Genomic DNA, 18,136 nt, shown 5'->3' with positions numbered 1-18,136 from the left:
CGGGCGCCACCGCGGGGGGCGGGCAGGGCCCCGGCCCAACTCCACGCCAACGTCGTTCTCGACGGGTCACCATGTGGGGCGGGTGGGGGCGGGGAGGCCGGTCTCGGCCTCGCAGCGGGCGAGGAGCTCGTCGATGGGCGGGCCCATGTCGAAGACCGGGAGCTCGGCGGGGCGGTCGGCGCGCAGCTGTTCGCGCAGCGCGGTCGTGGCCGCCTCCTCGACCTCCTGCGAGTCGGTCAGCACGACGCCGTAGCGGCGCGCGCCGTCGGCGCTGACCAGGCCGCGGCGCACCTCCAGGGCGACCAGCGCGGGGTCGCGCTCCAGCGGGTCGCCCCAACCGCCACCGCCCCAGGTGACGAAGTGCAGCACGTCGCCTGGGGAGACCGGCACGTCGTGGCACTTGCTGGGCAGCACCTCGCGGGTGCCGTCGGCGCGCTCGATCCACTTGGTCCCGCGGGCGCCCGGGGTGCCGCCGTTGACGCCCCACGGGTAGGTCAGCCAGCGGTCGTCGTGGATGGCGATCTCGCCCGGCTCCTCGAAGACGTAGGCCACGTCGACGCCGTTGCCGCCGCGGTGCAGGCCGGCGCCGCCGGTGTCGGCGACCGTCTCCCACTTCTCGATCCGCAGCGGGTAGTAGGACTCCAGGTACTCGCAGGGGATGTTGACGAAGCTGGGCCACAGCGAGTGGCCGTCGGGGCCGTCGCCCAGCGGTCGGCCCGGGATGCCGCCGAAGCCGATCGAGTACAGCTGGAACCACTCGCCGGCCCGGTCGCCGGACGTGTAGTGCCCGGAGTACATGAAGTGCGGGCTCGACGAGAAGCCCGCCGCGTTGAGCAGCGCCGGGTTCGTCTGCCCGAGCAGCCCGCCGAACAGGTCGAACACCCGGCCGATGCCGTGGTTGCGGCCGTTGAGCGAGGCCGGGTGCTTCGGCTTCCAGTACGAGCCGTCCGGGATCGTCACGTCGACCAGCGGGTAGAACCCGTCGTTCCAGAGGATCTGCGGGTCGGCCACGGTGATCATGTAGATCCCGAAGAACATCCGGGTCAGGTTCTCGTTGATGTAGTAGTTGATCGGGCCGGCGGCCTGCGGGCTCGACCCGGTGAAGTCCAGGTGCACCTTCTCGCCGGTGCGGGTGAGCGAGAGCTTCAGCTCGTAGGGGCCGTGGCCGACGCCGTCGTCGCAGATGTAGTCGGTGAACGAGAGCGTGCGGCCCTCCTCGAACACCGCGCTCAGCAGCACCTTCATCGCGTCGTAGTTGCGCTGCAGCAGCGCGTCCAGCGCGGCCAGGTAGGTGCCGGTGCCGAACCGTTCGCACATCTCCACGACCCGGCGCCCCGCCGTGCGGCAGGCCGCGACCAGGCCGTTGAGGTCGGCGCGGTTCCAGTTCGGCATCCGCACCTGGTTGAGGATGATCCGCAGCGCGTCCTCGTTGAGCACGCCGCGGCGGTAGAGCTTGAAGGGCGGGATGACCACGCCCTCCTCGTAGATGGTGCGCGCGTCGGTGGGCATCGAGCTGGGGGTCTTGCCGCCCACGTCGGACATGTGCCCGAACATCGACGCCCACCCGACCACCCGCCCGTCGTGGAAGATCGGCATGACCACGAGCCAGTCGTTGGCGTGGCTGATCGCCGCCCCGCAGGCGTACGGGTCGGAGGTGAGCAGGACGTCGCCCTCCTCGACGGTGTCGTCGAAGCCGTCGAGGAAGTCGGGCACCGAGAGCCCGAACTGGCCGACGACCATCTTCCCGTCCGGGTCGCCGATCAGCGGGAACTCGTCGTGCTGCTCGCGGATGCCCGGGGACAGGGCGGTGCGGAAGAGCACCTCGTCCATCTCGTAGCGGGCGTTGCGCAGCCCGTTCTCGATCAGGTCCAGGGTGACCGGGTCGACCGCCGGCTTCTCGACGGCGCCGGTCGCGGTCTCGATGATGCGTGCCATCGCTCAGCCCTCCACCGGGTTGATGAGCAGGCTGCCCGACGCGTGCACGGTGGCCGCGTGACCGGGCAGGACGAGGGTGGTCGAGTCCATCTCGGTGATGATCGCCGGCCCGACGACCACGTGGCCGGCCCGCAGGCCGGCCCGGTCGTAGATCGCCGCCTGCACGGACTCGCCCGAGATGTGGATCGCGTGCCGGTCGACCGGTTCCGGGTCGCCGTCGGCGTCGGGCAGGGTCGTGGTCGCGACCTCCGGGCGCGGCCCGGAGACCATGGCCCGGGCGTTGACCAGCTCGTGGTCGGTGCCCAGCAGGAACGAGAACAGCCGCTCGTGCTCGCTGTCGAAGGCCGCGGCGAGGCGGTCGAGAGCGGCCGGGTCGTCCAGCCAGCCGGGCTCGACGTCGACACCGATCTCGAAGCCCTGCCCGTGGTAGCGGACGTCGACCTGGTAGGTCGTGGTCTGGTCGGCCTCCCCGACGCCCTGCCCGGCCAACCGGGCCCCGGCCTCGGCGGCCAGCTCGCGCAGGATGGCGGCCAGCCCGTCGCCGGTCAGGTCGGCGAAGCGGCGCAGCACGGTGCGGGCCGACTCGCTGCGCTTGGACGTCGTCGCGTCGCCGAGCGCGCAGAGCACGCCGGGGGAGGGCGGCACGATCACCGGCCAGGCCCCGGTCAGCCTGCCCAGCGCGTTGGCGTGCAGCGGGCCCGCGCCGCCGAACGCGACCAGCGCGAAGTCGCGGGGGTCGAAGCCCTGCTGCACCGACACCAGCCGCAGCCCGCCGAGCATGTTCTCGTTGACGATGTCGACGATCCCGGCCGCGGCGGCCTCCGCCGAGGCCAATCCCATCGCGTCGGCGACGGTGCCGACCGCCGCGCGGGCCGCCTCGACGTCGAGGGTGATCTCGCCGCCGGCCAGCGAGGACGGCAGGTAGCCGAGCACGACGTTGGCGTCGGTCACGGTGGGATCGGGGCCGCCCTTGCCGTAGGCGGCCGGTCCGGGATCGGCGCCCGCGGACTGCGGGCCGACCCGCAGCGCCCTGGTCAGCTCGGGGACGTGCGCGATCGAGCCGCCGCCTGCGCCGACCGTGCGGACGTCGACGCTGGACGCGCGCACCGTCAGGTCGCCGACCTTGGTCTCGCGCCCGATGCGCGGCGACAGGCCCTGCACCAGGGCCACGTCGGTGGAGGTGCCGCCCATGTCGAAGGTGATCAGGTCGCGGTAGCCGCACTGCTCGGCGACCCAGACCGCTCCGGTCACCCCGCCGGCCGGGCCGGACAGCAGCATCGTCACCGGCGCCTCGACGGCCGCCCCGGCGGCGGACAGGCCGCCGTCGCTGCGCAGGATGGCCAGCTCGCCGGCGACCCCGCCGTCGCGCAGCTTCTCGGACAGGGTGCCGATGTAGCGGCGGACCTGGGGCTGCACGTAGCCGTTGGCCACCGTGGTGACGGTGCGCTCGTACTCGCGCAGCTCGGGCAGCACGTCGCTGGACAGCGAGACCGGCACCCCGGGCAGCACCTCGGCGGCGATCTCGGCGACCCGGCGCTCGTGCCGCGGGTCGGCGAAGGAGTTGATCAGCGAGACGGCCAGCGCCTGGATGCCGCGCCCGGCCAGCTTCCCGAGCTGGGCGCGCACGTCGTCCTCGTCGAGCGGGCGGACCACCGAACCGTCGCTGGCCAGCCGCTCGCGGACCTCGACCGTGTTCTCCAGCGCGGCCAGCGGCTCCGGCTTCGGCCAGATGATCCAGCCGGCCAGCCCGCCCGGCACGTAGGACCGGGCGATCTGCAGGACCTGCCGGAAGCCGTGGGTGGTGACCAGGCCGACCGTGGCGCCCTTGCCCTCCAGGATCGCGTTGGTGGCCACCGTCGTGCCGTGCAGCACCTCGGCGATCTCGCGCATCTCGACGCCGGCCTCGGCGCACACCTTGCCGATCCCGTTCAGCACGCCGACGGCCTGGTCGGAGGGGGTGGAGGCGGTCTTGGCCCGCCAGGTGGCCCCGCTGGCCTCCTCGACCAGCAGCACGTCGGTGAAGGTGCCGCCGACGTCGACACCGAGCCGGTAGGTCATGCGTCCTCCTGAGCCTGACGGGTGGCCCGGACCATCACGACCCGGGCGTTGTGGATGTGGGCGGTCATCACGGCCGCCGCCCACGTCGGGTCGCCCGCGCGCAGCGCGGCGACCATCTCGACGTGGTGGGCCAGGCTGCGGCGCAGCGAGGCGTCGTCATAGGTGTGGAAGTTGCGCAGCACGATCGGTGCGTGCACGGCCCCGGCGAGGGCGGTGGCCATGGCCGGGTGGTCGGCCAGCGCGATGAGCCGGCCGTGGAAGTCGCGGTTGAGGGGGACCAGCGCGTCGAGGTCGCGGCCGGGGCCGGGGCTGCCCACCCGGACCATCCGCTCGGCCAGCTCGTCGAGGGCGTCGGCGTCGGCGGTGGTCGCCCGGGGCACCGCCAGCGCGGTGAGCCGGGGTTCCAGCACGGCGCGCAGCTCGAACACCGCCTCCAGCTCGGCCACCGTCCAGCTGGTGACCCGGGCGCCGCGGTTGGGCGCGATCTCGACCAGGCCCTCGGCGGAGAGCCGGGCCAGCGCCTCGCGGACCGGCGTGCGGCTGACCCCCAGCCGCTCGGCCAGCTCGACCTCGCCGAGGCGGGCACCGGCGGGGAAGGCGCCGTGCAGGATCAGCTCCCGCAGCTCGCCCACCGCCCGCTCCGACGCCCGTGTCACCGCACCTCCAGCCGAGATTGTGTGCAATTTAAGATCGGCGGGTCGCCACGGCAAGGTCTCGCGCGCTACTTTCTCGTTACTGCATACAAACTCGGCACTGCAGACAAAGCCAGGAGGATGCCGGTGGGGAACCTGCTGTCGGAGCCGACGTCGCCGCGGGCGCGACTGCGCGAGCTGCTCGCCGGGACCGGGCCGCTGGTCGCCCCCGGCGCCTACGACGCGCTGTCCGCGCGCCTGGTCGAGCAGGCCGGGTTCGACGTCGTCTACATGACCGGCTTCGGCACCACCGCCTCGCTCATCGGCCGCCCGGACGTGGGGCTGCTGTCCGGGGCCGAGATGGTCGACAACGCCCGCCGGATCGCCGCCGCCGTCGACGTCCCGGTGATCGCCGACGCCGACACCGGCTACGGCAACGCGATCAACGTCCTGCGCACGGTCCGCGAGTACGAGCAGGCCGGCGTGGCCGGGCTGCACCTCGAGGACCAGGTGCACCCGAAGAAGTGCGGGCACATGAGCGGCAAGGCGGTGATCGGCACCGCGGAGATGGTCGGCAAGATCGAGGCCGCGGTCGCCGCCCGCCGCGACCCCGACCTCGTGCTCATCGCCCGCACCGACGCCGCCGCCGTCGAAGGGCTGGACGCGGCCATCGCGCGCGCCCGCGCCTACCTCGCCGCAGGCGCCGACGTGCTGTTCGTCGAGGCCCCGACCAGCGAGGACGACATCGCCCGCGTCGCGGGCGAGCTGGCCGGCGCCGCGCCGCTGGTGTTCAACTGGGCCGAGGGCGGCCGCACGCCGCCGATCCCGCTGGCCCGCATCGCCGAGCTGGGGTTCTCGCTGGTGCTGTTCCCGATCGGCACGCTGCTGGCGGCCACCGCCGGCATCCGCGCGGTGCTGCAGACGCTGCGGGCGGACGGCACACCGGCGGCGGCCATGCCGGGGCTGCCCGGCTTCGACGAGTTCACCGACCTGATCGGCCTGCCGGAGGTCCGCGACCTGGAGAACCGCTTCGCCGGGTCGTGACTGGTTGGACGTTTGCGGCGCCTTCGGCGCTTCGAGGGCCTCCGGCGGTTCCTACGCGGAGGGCAACCTCTGATCTGCAGGGGCTTCCGGGGGTGGAGCGGCCGCTGTACGGCCGGCTTCGCGGCCGGCGGGGGTGGGCCGGGTGTCCTCGCAGGCCGGGGTGGGTGTCGCAGCGCCGGGTGGGTGTCGCAGCGTTGGCTGTGCCGTCGCAGCCCGCCGGCGGGCTGCGAGCACCGACCCGGGGCTGCGAGATCGGCGGGCGCATGATCAATTCGGCCGCCGAGGGACTGTGCGCCGTGACGCCGGAAGGGCGCCCCGCGCCCGCGGCCGACTTCGCCCGGCACCCTCCCCAAGCCCCTGCTTGACGAGGTCGCCCTCCGCGGAGGAGTCGCCGGAGGCAACCGGCCCACCCACCTGGCCCTCACTGTTCGCCCGGACAGGACAGGGCCGAAGCGCCTTCACGCCCGCTGGTCACCTCGCCCAGGGACGTCGCTGTCTACTGCGCCTCCGGCGGCGCTTCCAGCGGGGACCTCGGCTCAAGCACGGGAGCACTCGGGAGGGTGTGGCGCTACCGCGCCCACCGGGCCTGCCTGGGCTCGGCTCGCGGCGCCGCACGCCGCCTCGCCGGCCGGGCTCACAGAGCCGGGGGTGTGCTCGCAGCGCCGGGTGTGGGCGCGCAGCCCGCCGGCACGCTGCGCCATCCCCGCCAGCTCTGTGACACCTCCCGCTAGCGCTGCGAGACCACGCGCCACCGCCGCCGGCGCTTTGCGAGCACCCAGCCGGTACTGCGCCACTCACCTGGCGCTGCGAAACCTTCCCCGCCAGGGGTTGAGGCGTCTTCGCAGGGGTGGTGGGATCTTCGCAGGCGCCGTAGCCCCTGCGGAGGCCACGGGGACTCTGCGAAGTGGCCAACTGGCGTACGCGGGCCTCCCGGGCCGCGTCCGGGCTGGTTGCGGGCCCGCCCTACGCTCGCGCCATGACCAAGGTGCGGGTGGCAGTGGTGTTCGGCGGGCGCAGCAGCGAGCACGCGATCTCCTGCGTGTCGGCCGGCAGCGTGATGAGCCACCTCGACCCGGAGCGGTTCGAGGTGGTGCCGGTCGGCATCACCCCGGACGGCGCCTGGGTGCTGGGCACCGCCGACCCCCGCGAGCTGGTCATCACCGACCGGCAGCTGCCCCGGGTCGACGAGACCCGCACCGCGCTCGCCCTGCCCGGCGACCCCACCCGCGGCGGGCTGGTCGTGCTCGAACCCGACCGGGCCGGGGAGGTGTTCAGCGGCGTGGACGTGGTCTTCCCGGTGCTGCACGGCCCGTTCGGCGAGGACGGCACCATCCAGGGCCTGCTGGAGATGGCCGGCCTGCCCTACGTCGGGGCCGGGGTGCTGGCCAGCGCGGCCGCCATGGACAAGGAGTACGCCAAGAAGCTGCTGGTGGCCGAGGGGCTCCCGGTCGCCGACGCGGTGGTGCTGCGCCGCGGCGCCGACGCGGTGACCGCCGGGCAGCGCGAGCGGCTGGGCCTTCCGGTGTTCGTCAAGCCGGCCCGGGCCGGCTCCTCGGTGGGCATCACGAAGGTCGCCGACTGGGCCGAGCTCGACGCCGCCGTCGCCGCCGCCCGCCGGCACGACCCCAAGGTGCTGGTCGAGGCCGCGGTCGCGGGCCGCGAGGTGGAGATCGCCGTGCTGGAGCTGCCCGACGGCTCCCTGCGGGCCAGCGTGCCGGCCGAGATCCGGATCGTCGGGCGCGACGGGCACGTGCCGGAGTTCTACGACTTCGACGCCAAGTACCTCGACGACGTCTGCGAGTTCGACATCCCCGCCAAGCTCGACGACGCGGTCGCCGAGCGCCTGCGGGAGATGGCGGTCGCCGCGTTCCGCGCGCTGGACGGCCAGGGGCTGGCCCGCGTCGACTTCTTCGTCGGCCCGGACGGCGAGCCCACCGTCAACGAGGTCAACACCATGCCGGGGTTCACCCCGATCTCGATGTACCCGCGGGCGTGGGCGGTGACCGGGGTCGACTACCCGACCCTGCTCAGCACCCTGGTCGAGACCGCGATCGCGCGCGGGACCGGCCTGCGGTGAGCGTCGACCCGCGGGTCCCCGCCCGGCCGGCCCGGTAGCGCAGCCGTGCGCCGTCGTCGCCTCGTCGCCGCCGCGGTGGTCGCCGCGGCCGCGTCCATCACGGTCACCGTCCTCGGCGACCCCGGCCGGCCCGCCGCGGCCGAGGGCCCGGCGCCGACGGCGTTCGCGTCCGCCGCCACGGGCAGCCCGACGACCACCACCCCGACCGTCACCTCGCCCGCCGCCCCGGCCCCGACCGGTTCGCTCTCGGTGACGCTGCCCGACCCGATGACCGGGGCGCCCATCGCGGCGTTCTGCGTGGAGGTGGTCGACGACGACGTCGTGCGCGACGGCTGCACCGACACCGGCACCCTGCTGCTGGCGGACGTCCCGGCGGGCGACTACCTGGTGCTGGCCTACCGCGCCGGGCAGAGCGCGGTCACCGGGGTGGCCCGCCGGGAGGTCGTGGCCGGCGAGGTCGCCGAGGTCGCCGCCGCCGAGTAGGGCGGTCTCACCCCGGCTCGACCACCCGCCCGTGCACCAACCGCGTGAGCGGACCGCCCAGCGGGTGGCGGCGGCCCTCGACGCGCACCCAGCGCGGTCCGCCGAAGGGCTCCTGCTCCTCGACGTCGACCACCACACCGGGGAAGACGCCCAGCTCGCCCAGGTAGCGCAGGGCGGCGCTGTCGCGATCGGAGACGCGGTCGACCTCGAACCGGCAGCCGGTGGGCGCGGAGTCCAGCGCGGCGCTCCAGCCCTCCTCGTGCGGGCCGTCGCGGGGCGGGATGGGGTCGCCGTGGGGGTCGTGGGTGGGGTGGCCGAGCGCGGCGGCGATGCGGTCCTCCAGCCGTTCGCTCAGCGCGTGCTCCAGCTGCTCGGCCTCGGCGTGCACCTCGTCCCACGGGACGTCGAGCATCCGGGCCAGGAACGTCTCCAGCAGCCGGTGGCGGCGCACCACGCGCAACGCGGCCCGCTCGCCCGACTCGGTCAGCCGCAGGGCCCGGCTGTCGGCGCGCTGCAGCAGGCCACCGTCCTCCAGTCGGCGCACCATCGCCGAGACCGACGGCGCGGACACGCCGAGCTCGCTGGCCAGCAGCCCGGTGGTGACCGGCTGGCCGCGGTGGGCCACGTGGTAGATGGCCTTGAGGTAGTCCTCGGTCGCCCGGGACATGGTGACCATGCCCGAGAGCGTAGTCGGGCTAGCGCACCCGGACCGTGGTCGCGGGCAGGGCAGCGCGCACGACGTCGGAAAGCTGCTGCAGCGGGCCGCTGCCCAGCGCGGGCGGGATGGTGACGATGGCGTAGACCGGCCGGTCGACGGCGACGTAGCTGATCACGACCGGGTCGGGGACGCCGTCGTCGAGCTGGAGCCACTGCACGCCGTTGACCTCCAGCAGCGCCGAGGTGGGCGTCAGCTCGACGGGGCGGGGCAGCCCGCAGCGCAGCACGACCGGGCGCGGCAGCGCCGCCCACGCCCGCACCCCCGGCTGCGCGGGCTCGGCCAGCGGGCGCCCGGGCAGGGGGGCGTCGGCGGCGTCGAGCTCGGCGGGCAGCGCGGCCAGCAGCGCCGCGCACTCCGGGCCGGTGGCGTCCGGTGCGTCGACCGGGACCACGGCCAGCGGACCCGTCTCGACGGGCTGCTCGGCCGGCGCGACGACGCCCAGCCGCCCGGCGATGCCGATGCCCGCCACGACGACCGCGAGCAGCACGGGCAGGGCGATGGCCAGCAGCACCGGCAGCGCCGGCCGCTCGCGGGTGGTGCGCGTCATGCCCGCCGTGGTCCCCCGCCCGTGCCGGTGCTCAGGTCAGGTGCACGATGGGGCAGGTGAGGGTGCGGGTGATCCCCGGCGTGCCCTGCACCTTCGCCACCACCAGCTGACCGAGCTGATCCACGTCCGCGGCCTCGGCGCGGACGATGACATCGTAGGGTCCGGTCACGTCCTCGGCGGAGACCACGCCGGCGATGTCCCCGATCTGATCGGCCACCGCGGCCGCCTTGCCGACCTCCGTCTGGACCAGGATGTATGCCTGCACCACCACGGCGTGCCCCTTCCACAACTCACGAACCGTCCGGGTAGGAAAGTCGGAAGCCCAACGTACCGGAGGTACCCCCGTTGCCCCCATCGTCGACGCCGGATCCGGAGCCGACCGAGACGATCGGCACACTCGGCGAGTTCGGCCTGATCGGCCGGGTCACCGCGGGCCGCGCGCAGCCCGCCACGACGCTGCTCGGCCCGGGCGACGACGCGGCGGTGGTCGCCAGCCCGGACGGGCGCGTCGTCGCGACCACCGACGTGCTGGTCGAGGGCGTGCACTTCCGGCTCGACTGGTCGGCCCCCGAGCAGATCGGGCGCAAGGCGGCCGCGGCCAACCTGGCCGACGTGGCCGCGATGGGCGCCGCCCCGACGGCGCTGCTGGTCGCGCTGGCCTGCCCGCCCACCACGCCGGTGAGCACGCTGTCCCAGCTGGTCGACGGGATGTGGGCGGAAGCCGGATCGGCCGGGGCCGGCATCGTCGGCGGCGACGTGGCCTCCTCGCCGACGCTGACCATCGCGATCACCGCGCTCGGCAGCCTGCAGGGCCGCGAACCCGTCACCCGCTCCGGGGCCCGGCCCGGCGACGTGCTCGCGGTGCGCGGCCGGCTCGGCTGGTCGGCGGCGGGCCTGGCCGTGCTGGCCCGCGGCTTCCGCTCGCCCGCCGTGGTCGTCGGGGCGCACCGGGTGCCCGAGCCGCCGTACGCGGCCGGCCCGCAGGCGGCCGCGGCCGGCGCCACCTCGATGATCGACGTGTCGGACGGCCTGCTGGCCGACCTCGGGCACGTCGCGAAGGCCTCCGGGGTGCTGATCGACGTGCGCACCGACGTGCTGACCGTCCCGCCCCGGCTGGTCGACGTCGGCGCGGCACTGGGCGTCGACCCGCTGCACTGGCTGCTCACCGGCGGCGAGGACCACGCGCTGGCCGCCACGTTCCCGGGGGAGCCGCCGCCGGGCTGGACGGTCCTGGGCACGGTCGCCGAGGGCGACCCGGCCGTGCTGGTCGATGGCAGGCCCTACACCGAGGGCGCGCCGGGCTGGACCCACTTCCCCCAGCACTGACCCGTTCAGGGCAGCATCCAGCCCAGCACCGGGGTGGCCTGCAGGGCGATGATGACCGACAGCACGGCCAGCAGGCCCAGGCTCCAGCCGACGACCTTGCGCAGCAGCACGCCCTCCCCGCCCTCCAGCTTGACCGCCACGGCGGCGATGGCGAGGTTCTGCGGGGAGAGCATCTTGCCGAGCACGCCGCCCGACGAGTTGGCCGCGGCGAGCAGTTCGGGCGGCAGCCCGGCGCCCTGCGCCGCGGTCACCTGCAGCGACCCGAACAGGGCGTTGGCCGAGGTGTCCGAGCCGGTGACGGCGACGGCGAACCAGCCGAGCACGGGCGACAGGAACGCCAGCGCGCCCCCGGCGCCGGCCACGAACAGGCCGATGGAGGTGGTCTGCGCCGACGCGTTCATCACGTAGGCCAGCGCGAGCACCCCGGCCACGGTGAGGATGGCCCACTTCAGCTCGTCGAGCGTGCGGCCGTAGGTGGCCAGGGCGCGCCCGCCGCCGACCTTGAGCACGATCGCGACGATGACGCCGGCGACCAGCATCAGGGTGCCCGCCGTGCTGATCGCGGTCAGCGAGTACATCGTCGTGCTGTGCGGCTCACCGGCCGGGTCGACGACGTCCAGGCCGGGGAACGTGAAGGCGATCTTCACCGCGTCCAGGGCAGGCTTGATGCCCGGCAGCTGGGCCAGCGCGAACACCACGATGATGATCACGTACGGGGCGTAGGCGCGGCGGACCTCGGCGGGGGCGTCCGGGGCCTCGGCGGTGCCCGGGCCGCCACCGCCGGCGATGGCCGGCCGGCGGGCCGCCCACACGGCGTTCGGCCGCACCCGGGCCAGCGCGAACACCGCGAGCGCGCTCAGCAGCGCGGCGACGATGTCGGTCAGCTCCACGGACAGGAAGTTCGAGGTGAGGAACTGGCCGACCGCGAACACCAGGCCGCACACCAGCGCCGGCGCCCAGGCCTCGCGCACCCCCCGCTTGCCGTCGACCAGGAACACCAGCAGCAGCGGCACCAACAGCGCCAGGAACGGCGTCTGCCGCCCGACCATCGACGCCACCTGGTCCAGCGGCAGCCCGGTGACCCGGGCCAGGGTGATCACCGGGACGCCCATCGCGCCGAACGCGACGGGGGCGGTGTTGGCCACCAGCGCCACCACGGCGGCCTTGATCGGCGTGAAGCCCAGGGCCACCAGCATCACCGAGGTGATCGCCACCGGCGCGCCGAAGCCGGCCAGCGCCTCCAGCAGCGCCCCGAAGCAGAACGCCACCAGGATCGCCTGGGTGCGCTCGTCGATCGAGAGCGCCCCGAAGCTGCGCCGCAGCACGTCGAAGTGCCCGGTCGCCACGGTCATGTTGAACACCCACAGGGCGTTCACCACGATCCACATGATCGGGAACAGCCCGAACAGCGCCCCGTGCGCCGCGGCGAGCACCGACGTGCCGACCGGCATCCCGTACCCGACGACGGCGACGACCAGCGCGGTGAGCAGGCCGGCCAGCGCCGCCCACTGCGCCCGCACGCGGACGACGCCGAGCAGCACCAGCACGACCGCCAGCGGCAGCACCGACACCAGCGCGGACAGCCCGAGCGAGCCGCCGACGGCCTGCGGGTCCTGCTGGTACTGGGCCAGTAGCTCCGACGATGGCGACGCCAGCGCCGCGGGGATCATCGACATGGCAGGGAGTGTGCGCCAACTCGGCGCCCGCGTCATGCGCTGTCGTCACCCAGTGCTACGTGCTCGGTACCGCTCGTACCGCTCTGTCCACTCCGTCCCGCTCTGTCCGCTCCGGGATCAGGATTGGGGTGTCGGGGCGAACTGGGCGAGTGCGAGGGACTCCCCGGCGTCGATCTCCTCCGGGGTGGCCGTGCCCGAGGCCTGCACCGCCGCGCGCCACGCCGCGGTCGACCCCCGCCCGATCTCCGGTCCCTGCGGACCGCTGTCGACCCCCTGCACGTCCGGGTGCCCGGTCAGGTGCAGGTCGAGCCCGATCAGCGCCAGGTCCCAGCCGGGTCCCACGTAGAACGCGCCCGCTCCGTTGCCGGCCATCGCCAGGGGCACGCTGTGCTCCAGTTCGACGGTGGTGCGGTCGTCGTCGACGGGGGTGAGCCGCAGGGCCACGATGCTGGCGGCGTCGCCCCAGGTCACCCGCAGCAGCCGGGGCGCATCGCAGGTGAGGATCTCGCCGCCGGCGTTGCCCTCGGTCTGGAACGCGCCGCCGGGGCGCAGGTCGCCGGTGACCGGCAGGAACCAGCGCCGCAGGCGGTCGGGGTCGGTGAGGGCGTTCCACACGTCGGCGGCGTCGGCGGTGTACTCGCGGCGCAGCAGCACGGCGACGACCTCGCCGCCGTCGGGCCCGGTGCTCGCGGCCTTGAGTTGGACGTCGCGGTGGATCGCGGCCAGCTGTCCGGCCACGTCGATGTCGGTCATGGCCGGAGAAGCTATCGGCTCACGCTTATATAAGTCAATCCCGAAACGTCGGGTCAGGTGCGGGGCAGCGGCACCCCGCGCATGCTGGCGTCCAGCAGCTGCACCGGGTGCAGCAACGGCACGCCGTCCGTGCCGAGGTGCTTGCCGATCTGCAGCAGGCAGCCCGGGTTCGCGGTGACCACGACGTCCGGGCGCACCGACCGGACGTTGTCGGCCTTGCGCGCGCCCAGATCGGCGGCGGCGTCGGGGAAGATCATGTTGTAGATCCCCGCTGATCCGCAGCACAGCGCGGCCTCCGGGATGTCGACCAGCTCGACGCCCGGCACGCTGCGCAGCACCGCGCGGGGCTGCTCGCGCACGCCCTGCGCGTGCCCCAGGTGGCAGGCGTCGTGGTAGGCGACCCGGGCCCGCACCGGGTGTCGCGCTGCACGCGGCTCGCCCTCGGCCAGCACCTCGTGCACGTCCCGCACGCGCGCGCTGAACGCCTCCGCCCGCGACGCCCACTCCGGGTCGTCGGCGAGCAGGTGGCCGTACTCCTTCATCGACGACCCGCAGCCGGCCACGTTCGTCACCACCGCGTCGACGTCCAGCGGCGCGAACCGCTCGATCGTGCGCTTCGCCCGCCCCAGCGCCGGGTCCTCGCGCCCGGCGTGCAGCTCCAGCGCGCCGCAGCACTGCTGGTCGCGCGGGACGACGACGTCGTAGCCCTCGGCGGCCAGCACGCGCACCGTGGCCTCGTTGACCCGGTGGAAGAACACGTCCTGCACGCAGCCCGACAGCAACGCCACCCGCCCGCGGCGCTCGCCCTGCGCGGCGGTGAAGACGGGCAGCCGGGCGAACGCCTCGCGCACGGTGACCGGCGGCAGCAGCGACTCCATCGCGGCGAGCCGGCCGGGCAGCTTCGCGGCGAGCGCGGCGACCGCCGGGATCCGGCGCAGCTTCTGGTAGAGCGCGCCGGGCAGCGCCGCGGCCCGCAGCCTGCGCCGGTACGGGAACAGGCTGAAGATCGCGTCGCGGAAGAGCCGGTCGCCCACCTCGCGCTCGACGTTGCGCTCGATCTGCGGGCGCACCGACTCCAGCAGCCGGTCGTACTGCACCCCCGACGGGCACGCCGTCACGCAGGCCATGCAGCCCAGGCAGGCGTCGATGTGCTCGGTGAACGGCCCCTCCAGGGCGATCTCGCCCTTCTTCGCCAGGTCCATGAGGTAGATCCGCCCGCGCGGGGAGTCCATCTCCTCGCCCCACAGCTGGTAGGTCGGGCAGGTCGGCAGGCAGAACCCGCAGTGCACGCAGTCGTCGAGCAGTTCGCGCTCCGGCGGGCGCCGCTCGTCGAAGGAGCTCGGCCCGGTCTGCGGCAGGTTGGTCTCGGCGGATCCGGCGGGAGTGGTCACTGGGCTCCTTCCATCCAGGGGCTGAACCGGCCGGGCCCGAACCGGCCCGCGGGGTCGAGCTCTCGCTTGAGGGCGACCAGCACGGCCACCGCCGACGGCGCCGGCCCCCAGCCGGGCGCGCCCGCGCCGTCGGGGCGGTACCGCAGCACCGACGTGCCGCCCGCGGCGTGCACGGTGGCGTGGGCGTCGGCGACGGCCTCGACGGGCAGCTCCACGGTGGCCACGCCGGTGCCGAGGCCGACGGTCGCCGCCTGGCACCCCAGCCCGGCGAGCAGTCCGGGTAGCCGGCTGGGACGCGCGCCGACCCGCAGCACGGCGCCCCGGCCGGAGCCCCGCACGAGCGCGGCGTGCTGCTCCCACGCGTCGTCGTCGGCCCGGGTCGCCTGCGGACCGAGCAGCTCGCGGATGCGCTCCTCGCGCGCGGGCAGGGCGTCGAGCGTGCCCTCCAGTCGCACGAGCAACCGCCCGCCGTCGGCGGACATCCACTCCAGCGCGGCCGGCTCGTACGGGCCGCCGAGGATCCGGGCCGCGTGCTCGTGCACGCCGTCGAGCGGGCAGGGCAGGGCGATCGTCGTGCCGCCCCGGGGCACGGGGTGCAGCCGCAGCACCACCTCGGCCAGCACGCCGAGCGCGCCGTACGAGCCGTGCAGCAGCTTGGCCAGGTCGTAGCCGGCCACGTTCTTGATCACGTGCCCGCCGCTGCGCGCCACCGACCCGTCGGCCAGCACGATCGTCACGCCGATGACCAGGTCGCGCAGGGAACCGAAGACCAGCGCAGCGGGCCCGGAGTCCGCGGTGGCGACCAGGCCGCCGACGGTGGCCCCGTCGGCCACCCGGGCGGCGTCGAACGACACGTGCTGGCCGTGCGACGACAACTCCTCCTGCAGCGCGCGCAGCGGGGTGCCGGCGCGCACCGCCACCGTCATGTCGCCGGGGTTGTGGGCGATGACGCCGCTCAGCCCGGTCGTGTCCAGGACGGTGTCGACCGGCGCGAGGTCGCCCGCCCAGCCGGCCGCGGTGCCGGCCCCGGCGATCGCGATGGTGCCCGCGGTGTCCAGGACGGTGTCGCGCACCGCCTTGAGATCGGTCGGGCGGGCGCTCGTGGAGCTGGAGGTGCTCACCGGACTCCCTCGCTGTGCTCGGTCGGCGGTCCGTGGCGGCGCCGTGTCGATGGTTCGCGCGCGAGCTCGTTCATAGCCGCTCGATCACCCCCGCCTCCTCCAGCGCGTGCGGCCGGTACTTGCCGGGCCGCTCGCCGCACAGCCGCGGCGTGGGCAGCACCTTCCCGGGGTTGCAGATGCCGCCCGGGTCGAAGGCCGAGCGGACCCGGCGCATGGTCGCCAGGTCCTCCTCGCCGAACATCTTCGGCATCGAGCAGGCCTTGTCGGTGCCGATGCCGTGCTCGCCCGACAGCGAGCCGCCCAGCTCCACGCACAGCTCGGCGATCGCCCCGGAGAGGTGCTCCGCGCGCTCGGTCTCCCCGGCCTCGGCGCTGTAGAGCACCAGCGGGTGCAGGTTGCCGTCGCCGGCGTGGAAGACGTTGGCCACCCGCAGGCCGGCCTCGTCGCCCATGGCGGCGATGCGGCCCAGCACTTCGGCGAGGCGGGTGCGGGGGACGACGCCGTCCTGCACGAAGTAGTCGGGCGAGATGCGCCCGACGGCGGCGAAGGCGGCCTTGCGGCCCCGCCAGATCGCCGCCCGCTCCTCGGCGGAACCGGCGATGTGCAGCCGGGTGCAGCCGTGCCGCTCGCAGATCTCCTTGACCTGCTCGAACTGCACGTCGCACTCGGCGGCCGGTCCGTCCAGCTCGACGACCAGCGCCGCCGGGACGCCCACGGTGTAGCCGGCGTGCACGGCCTGCTCGGCGGCCTCGATGGCGAGGGTGTCCATCATCTCCACGGCGGCCGGCACGATGCCGGCCGCGACGACGTCGGAGACCACGTCGCCGGCCGCGGTGATCGACGGGAAGTCGGCCAGCAGCGTGCGCACCGACTCCGGGGCGCGCAGCAGCCGCACGGTGATCTTCGTGGTGATGCCGAGCGTGCCCTCCGAGCCGAGGAACACCCCGCGCAGGTCGGGGCCGGCCTGCTCGCCGCTGTCGCTGCCCAGGGTGACCAGCGAGCCGTCGGGCAGCACCACCTCGCAGGAGAGCACGTGGTTGGTGGTGAAGCCGTACTTGAGGCAGTGCGCGCCGCCGGAGTTCTCCGCGACGTTGCCGCCGATCGTGCAGACCTGCTGGCTGGACGGGTCGGGCGCGTAGTACAGCCCGTGCGGGGCCGCGGCCGCGGTGATCTCCAGGTTGGTCACCCCCGGCTCCACGACGGCCCGCCGGTCGACCGGGTCGACCTCCAGCACCCGCTTCAACCGGGCCAGGCTGATCACCACGCCGTCGGCGACCGGCAGCGCCCCGCCGGAGAGCCCGGTGCCGGCGCCGCGGGCCACGAACGGGACGCCGTGCTCGGCGCACACCCGCACGGCGGCCGCGACCTGCGCGGCGTCGCGGGGGAGCAGGACCAGGTCGGGGGTCACCCGGTACCCGGTCAGCCCGTCGCACTCGTAGGCCCGGCAGCGGACCGGGTCGGAGATGACGTCCCGGGGGTCCAGCGCCTCCTCGAAGGCCTTCCGGACCACGCCGTCCAGTGTCATCGGATCACCCCTCGCGCTCGCTCGGGCCGGGATCGTGCTGGTGCGGAGCGTACGTGGCGCGGGGGCGCCCCGCCGGTGTCCGCGGCCTTCCGGCTGACCTCCGGAAGGGGTGGCGGGCGGTGCGCCCGATGGTCACGAGGAGCAGCCCATGCAGCCCGACGGCCCGTTCAGCGGATTCGGGCCGACTCGCGCGGTCGCTGCGGGAGCCGCGCGTTCTGCTGGAGCGACGGGGCCGTCGACTCGGCCGGAGCGGCTTCCGCCGCGACCCGCCGCGACGGCGGGGCCGCCCGAACGGGTGACACCGCAACCAACTACCTTGGAGTCCGACGCCGCCGCCTCGACCCGTTCGCGGGGCGTCGGACACCGACCCGCTCCGGAGGCGACCGTGCGACCTCGACGGTTCCTGGGACCTCGCCGGATCCTGCAGCTGTCGTTGCTGCTGGCCGCGGCGATCGCGCTGGTCCTCGCGCTGACCGGAGCCCTCTCGCCGGCCGTCGTCGCCGGTGTCGCGGTGCCCTGGAGCGCCCTGCGCTGAGCCGGTCGCCGGTCACGCGCTGTCATGCGCAGCCGCTCGACCCCCCCGAGTGGGTGCCGTGGGTCGGGTGGTCGTGAGCCGGGTGCACGGACGCCCCCGCGTCGCCCCCGGGACCCCGCGCTGACGACTGGCGCGGGTAGCCGGCGTGGAGGAAGGTGCGGACCTGGCGGCGGACGCTGCCCGGGGCACGACCCGCACGTCCGGACCCGGGTCGGATTCGCCTGCCTCGATTCCGCAATGCGGAAAAGTAAGTCCGTCTGATAGAAAAGTGGGCGAGACAGCCCCACCCGGAGTCCAGAAGAGGACGGTGAGCAC

The 18,136-nt window shown here is 74.6% G+C and carries 16 protein-coding genes; 5 read left to right on the top strand and 11 right to left on the bottom strand.

What is annotated here, in order from left to right:
* Nucleotides 1–66 precede the first annotated feature (66 nt).
* Genes KIK08_RS11720 through KIK08_RS11710 form a run of 3 tightly spaced genes read right to left on the bottom strand, consistent with a single transcriptional unit; the run spans nucleotide 67 to nucleotide 4,649 of the window.
* Nucleotides 67–1,935 carry a hydantoinase B/oxoprolinase family protein gene (locus KIK08_RS11720; protein ID WP_214403094.1) on the bottom strand — a complete coding sequence of 623 codons (1,869 nt, stop codon included), beginning with the start codon at nucleotides 1,933–1,935 and terminating at the stop codon, nucleotides 67–69.
* A gap of 3 nt (nucleotides 1,936–1,938) precedes the next feature.
* Nucleotides 1,939–3,993: a hydantoinase/oxoprolinase family protein gene (locus tag KIK08_RS11715; protein ID WP_214403093.1), complete on the bottom strand. Its 2,055-nt coding sequence runs from the start codon at nucleotides 3,991–3,993 to the stop codon at nucleotides 1,939–1,941.
* Nucleotides 3,990–4,649: a GntR family transcriptional regulator gene (locus KIK08_RS11710; protein ID WP_214403092.1), complete on the bottom strand. Its 660-nt coding sequence runs from the start codon at nucleotides 4,647–4,649 to the stop codon at nucleotides 3,990–3,992. The genes KIK08_RS11715 and KIK08_RS11710 overlap by 4 nt, the downstream gene beginning before the upstream one ends.
* Nucleotides 4,650–4,772: 123 nt before the next feature.
* Here KIK08_RS11710 and KIK08_RS11705 point away from each other — a divergent pair, with 123 nt between their 5' ends.
* The 3 genes from KIK08_RS11705 (at nucleotide 4,773) to KIK08_RS11695 (ending at nucleotide 8,229) form a co-directional block, all read left to right on the top strand.
* A complete protein-coding gene (locus KIK08_RS11705; protein WP_408004664.1) occupies nucleotides 4,773–5,669 on the top strand; it encodes an isocitrate lyase/PEP mutase family protein in 897 nt (298 codons plus the stop codon).
* 976 nt (nucleotides 5,670–6,645) lie between these two features.
* On the top strand, nucleotides 6,646–7,746 hold the full coding sequence (locus tag KIK08_RS11700; protein ID WP_214403090.1) for a D-alanine--D-alanine ligase family protein: 1,101 nt from the start codon (nucleotides 6,646–6,648) through the stop codon (nucleotides 7,744–7,746).
* A 45-nt stretch (nucleotides 7,747–7,791) separates the two neighbouring features.
* Nucleotides 7,792–8,229, top strand: coding sequence for a hypothetical protein (locus KIK08_RS11695; RefSeq protein WP_214403089.1), 438 nt, complete (start codon nucleotides 7,792–7,794; stop codon nucleotides 8,227–8,229).
* Nucleotides 8,230–8,236: 7 nt separating this feature from the next.
* Here the strand turns inward: KIK08_RS11695 and KIK08_RS11690 are convergent, their stop codons facing one another.
* From KIK08_RS11690 to KIK08_RS11680, 3 genes are read right to left on the bottom strand one after another with little or no spacing between them, the layout of a single operon-like run.
* Nucleotides 8,237–8,905, bottom strand: coding sequence for a metal-dependent transcriptional regulator (locus KIK08_RS11690; RefSeq protein WP_214403088.1), 669 nt, complete (start codon nucleotides 8,903–8,905; stop codon nucleotides 8,237–8,239).
* A gap of 19 nt (nucleotides 8,906–8,924) precedes the next feature.
* Entirely contained in the window at nucleotides 8,925–9,494 is a 570-nt protein-coding gene (locus KIK08_RS11685) for a DUF3515 domain-containing protein (protein ID WP_250556807.1), read from the bottom strand.
* 31 nt (nucleotides 9,495–9,525) lie between these two features.
* The gene (locus KIK08_RS11680) at nucleotides 9,526–9,762 is read right to left on the bottom strand and encodes an Lrp/AsnC family transcriptional regulator (RefSeq protein WP_214403101.1); all 237 of its coding nucleotides are present in this window, start codon (nucleotides 9,760–9,762) and stop codon (nucleotides 9,526–9,528) included.
* A gap of 77 nt (nucleotides 9,763–9,839) precedes the next feature.
* Here KIK08_RS11680 and KIK08_RS11675 point away from each other — a divergent pair, with 77 nt between their 5' ends.
* Nucleotides 9,840–10,820 (top strand): thiamine-phosphate kinase, encoded by a 981-nt coding sequence (locus KIK08_RS11675; protein WP_214403087.1) that lies wholly within the window; start codon nucleotides 9,840–9,842, stop codon nucleotides 10,818–10,820.
* A 5-nt stretch (nucleotides 10,821–10,825) separates the two neighbouring features.
* Here KIK08_RS11675 and KIK08_RS11670 read toward each other — a convergent pair whose 3' ends face one another.
* From KIK08_RS11670 to KIK08_RS11650, 5 genes are all read right to left on the bottom strand, one after another.
* Entirely contained in the window at nucleotides 10,826–12,496 is a 1,671-nt protein-coding gene (locus tag KIK08_RS11670; RefSeq protein ID WP_250556805.1) for an L-lactate permease, read from the bottom strand.
* Between the two features lie 117 nt (nucleotides 12,497–12,613).
* Nucleotides 12,614–13,249 carry an SRPBCC family protein gene (locus tag KIK08_RS11665; RefSeq protein WP_214403086.1) on the bottom strand — a complete coding sequence of 212 codons (636 nt, stop codon included), beginning with the start codon at nucleotides 13,247–13,249 and terminating at the stop codon, nucleotides 12,614–12,616.
* A gap of 53 nt (nucleotides 13,250–13,302) precedes the next feature.
* Complete coding sequence (locus KIK08_RS11660) at nucleotides 13,303–14,640, bottom strand: (Fe-S)-binding protein (protein ID WP_308257591.1); 1,338 nt, start codon at nucleotides 14,638–14,640, stop codon at nucleotides 13,303–13,305.
* On the bottom strand, nucleotides 14,637–15,761 hold the full coding sequence (locus tag KIK08_RS11655) for an FAD-binding oxidoreductase (RefSeq protein ID WP_214403085.1): 1,125 nt from the start codon (nucleotides 15,759–15,761) through the stop codon (nucleotides 14,637–14,639). The genes KIK08_RS11660 and KIK08_RS11655 overlap by 4 nt, the downstream gene beginning before the upstream one ends.
* 70 nt (nucleotides 15,762–15,831) lie before the next feature.
* Entirely contained in the window at nucleotides 15,832–17,286 is a 1,455-nt protein-coding gene (locus KIK08_RS11650) for an FAD-linked oxidase C-terminal domain-containing protein (RefSeq protein WP_214403084.1), read from the bottom strand.
* Between the two features lie 385 nt (nucleotides 17,287–17,671).
* On the opposite strand from KIK08_RS11650, the gene KIK08_RS11645 reads away from it, so the two are divergent.
* Nucleotides 17,672–17,821, top strand: a complete 150-nt coding sequence (locus tag KIK08_RS11645) for a hypothetical protein (RefSeq protein ID WP_214403083.1) — start codon at nucleotides 17,672–17,674, stop codon at nucleotides 17,819–17,821.
* The last annotated feature ends 315 nt before the right edge of the window (nucleotides 17,822–18,136 follow it).

Origin of the sequence: Pseudonocardia lacus (genome assembly GCF_018531445.1) — a bacterium.
Classification (GTDB): domain Bacteria; phylum Actinomycetota; class Actinomycetes; order Mycobacteriales; family Pseudonocardiaceae; genus Pseudonocardia; species Pseudonocardia lacus.
The sequence above is the reverse complement of the archived record's forward strand: the minus strand, read 5'-3'. Positions and strand labels throughout refer to the sequence as shown.

Bases quoted from the DNA above. Each gene is read 5' to 3' on its own strand.
- KIK08_RS11720 (WP_214403094.1), bottom strand. From the start codon at position 1,935: ATGGCACGCATCATCGAGACCGCGACCGGCGCCGTCGAGAAGCCGGCG.
- KIK08_RS11715 (WP_214403093.1), bottom strand. From the start codon at position 3,993: ATGACCTACCGGCTCGGTGTCGACGTCGGCGGCACCTTCACCGACGTG.
- KIK08_RS11700 (WP_214403090.1), top strand. From the start codon at position 6,646: ATGACCAAGGTGCGGGTGGCAGTGGTGTTCGGCGGGCGCAGCAGCGAG.
- KIK08_RS11690 (WP_214403088.1), bottom strand. From the start codon at position 8,905: ATGGTCACCATGTCCCGGGCGACCGAGGACTACCTCAAGGCCATCTAC.
- KIK08_RS11685 (WP_250556807.1), bottom strand. From the start codon at position 9,494: ATGACGCGCACCACCCGCGAGCGGCCGGCGCTGCCGGTGCTGCTGGCC.
- KIK08_RS11670 (WP_250556805.1), bottom strand. From the start codon at position 12,496: ATGTCGATGATCCCCGCGGCGCTGGCGTCGCCATCGTCGGAGCTACTG.
- KIK08_RS11665 (WP_214403086.1), bottom strand. From the start codon at position 13,249: ATGACCGACATCGACGTGGCCGGACAGCTGGCCGCGATCCACCGCGAC.
- KIK08_RS11650 (WP_214403084.1), bottom strand. From the start codon at position 17,286: ATGACACTGGACGGCGTGGTCCGGAAGGCCTTCGAGGAGGCGCTGGAC.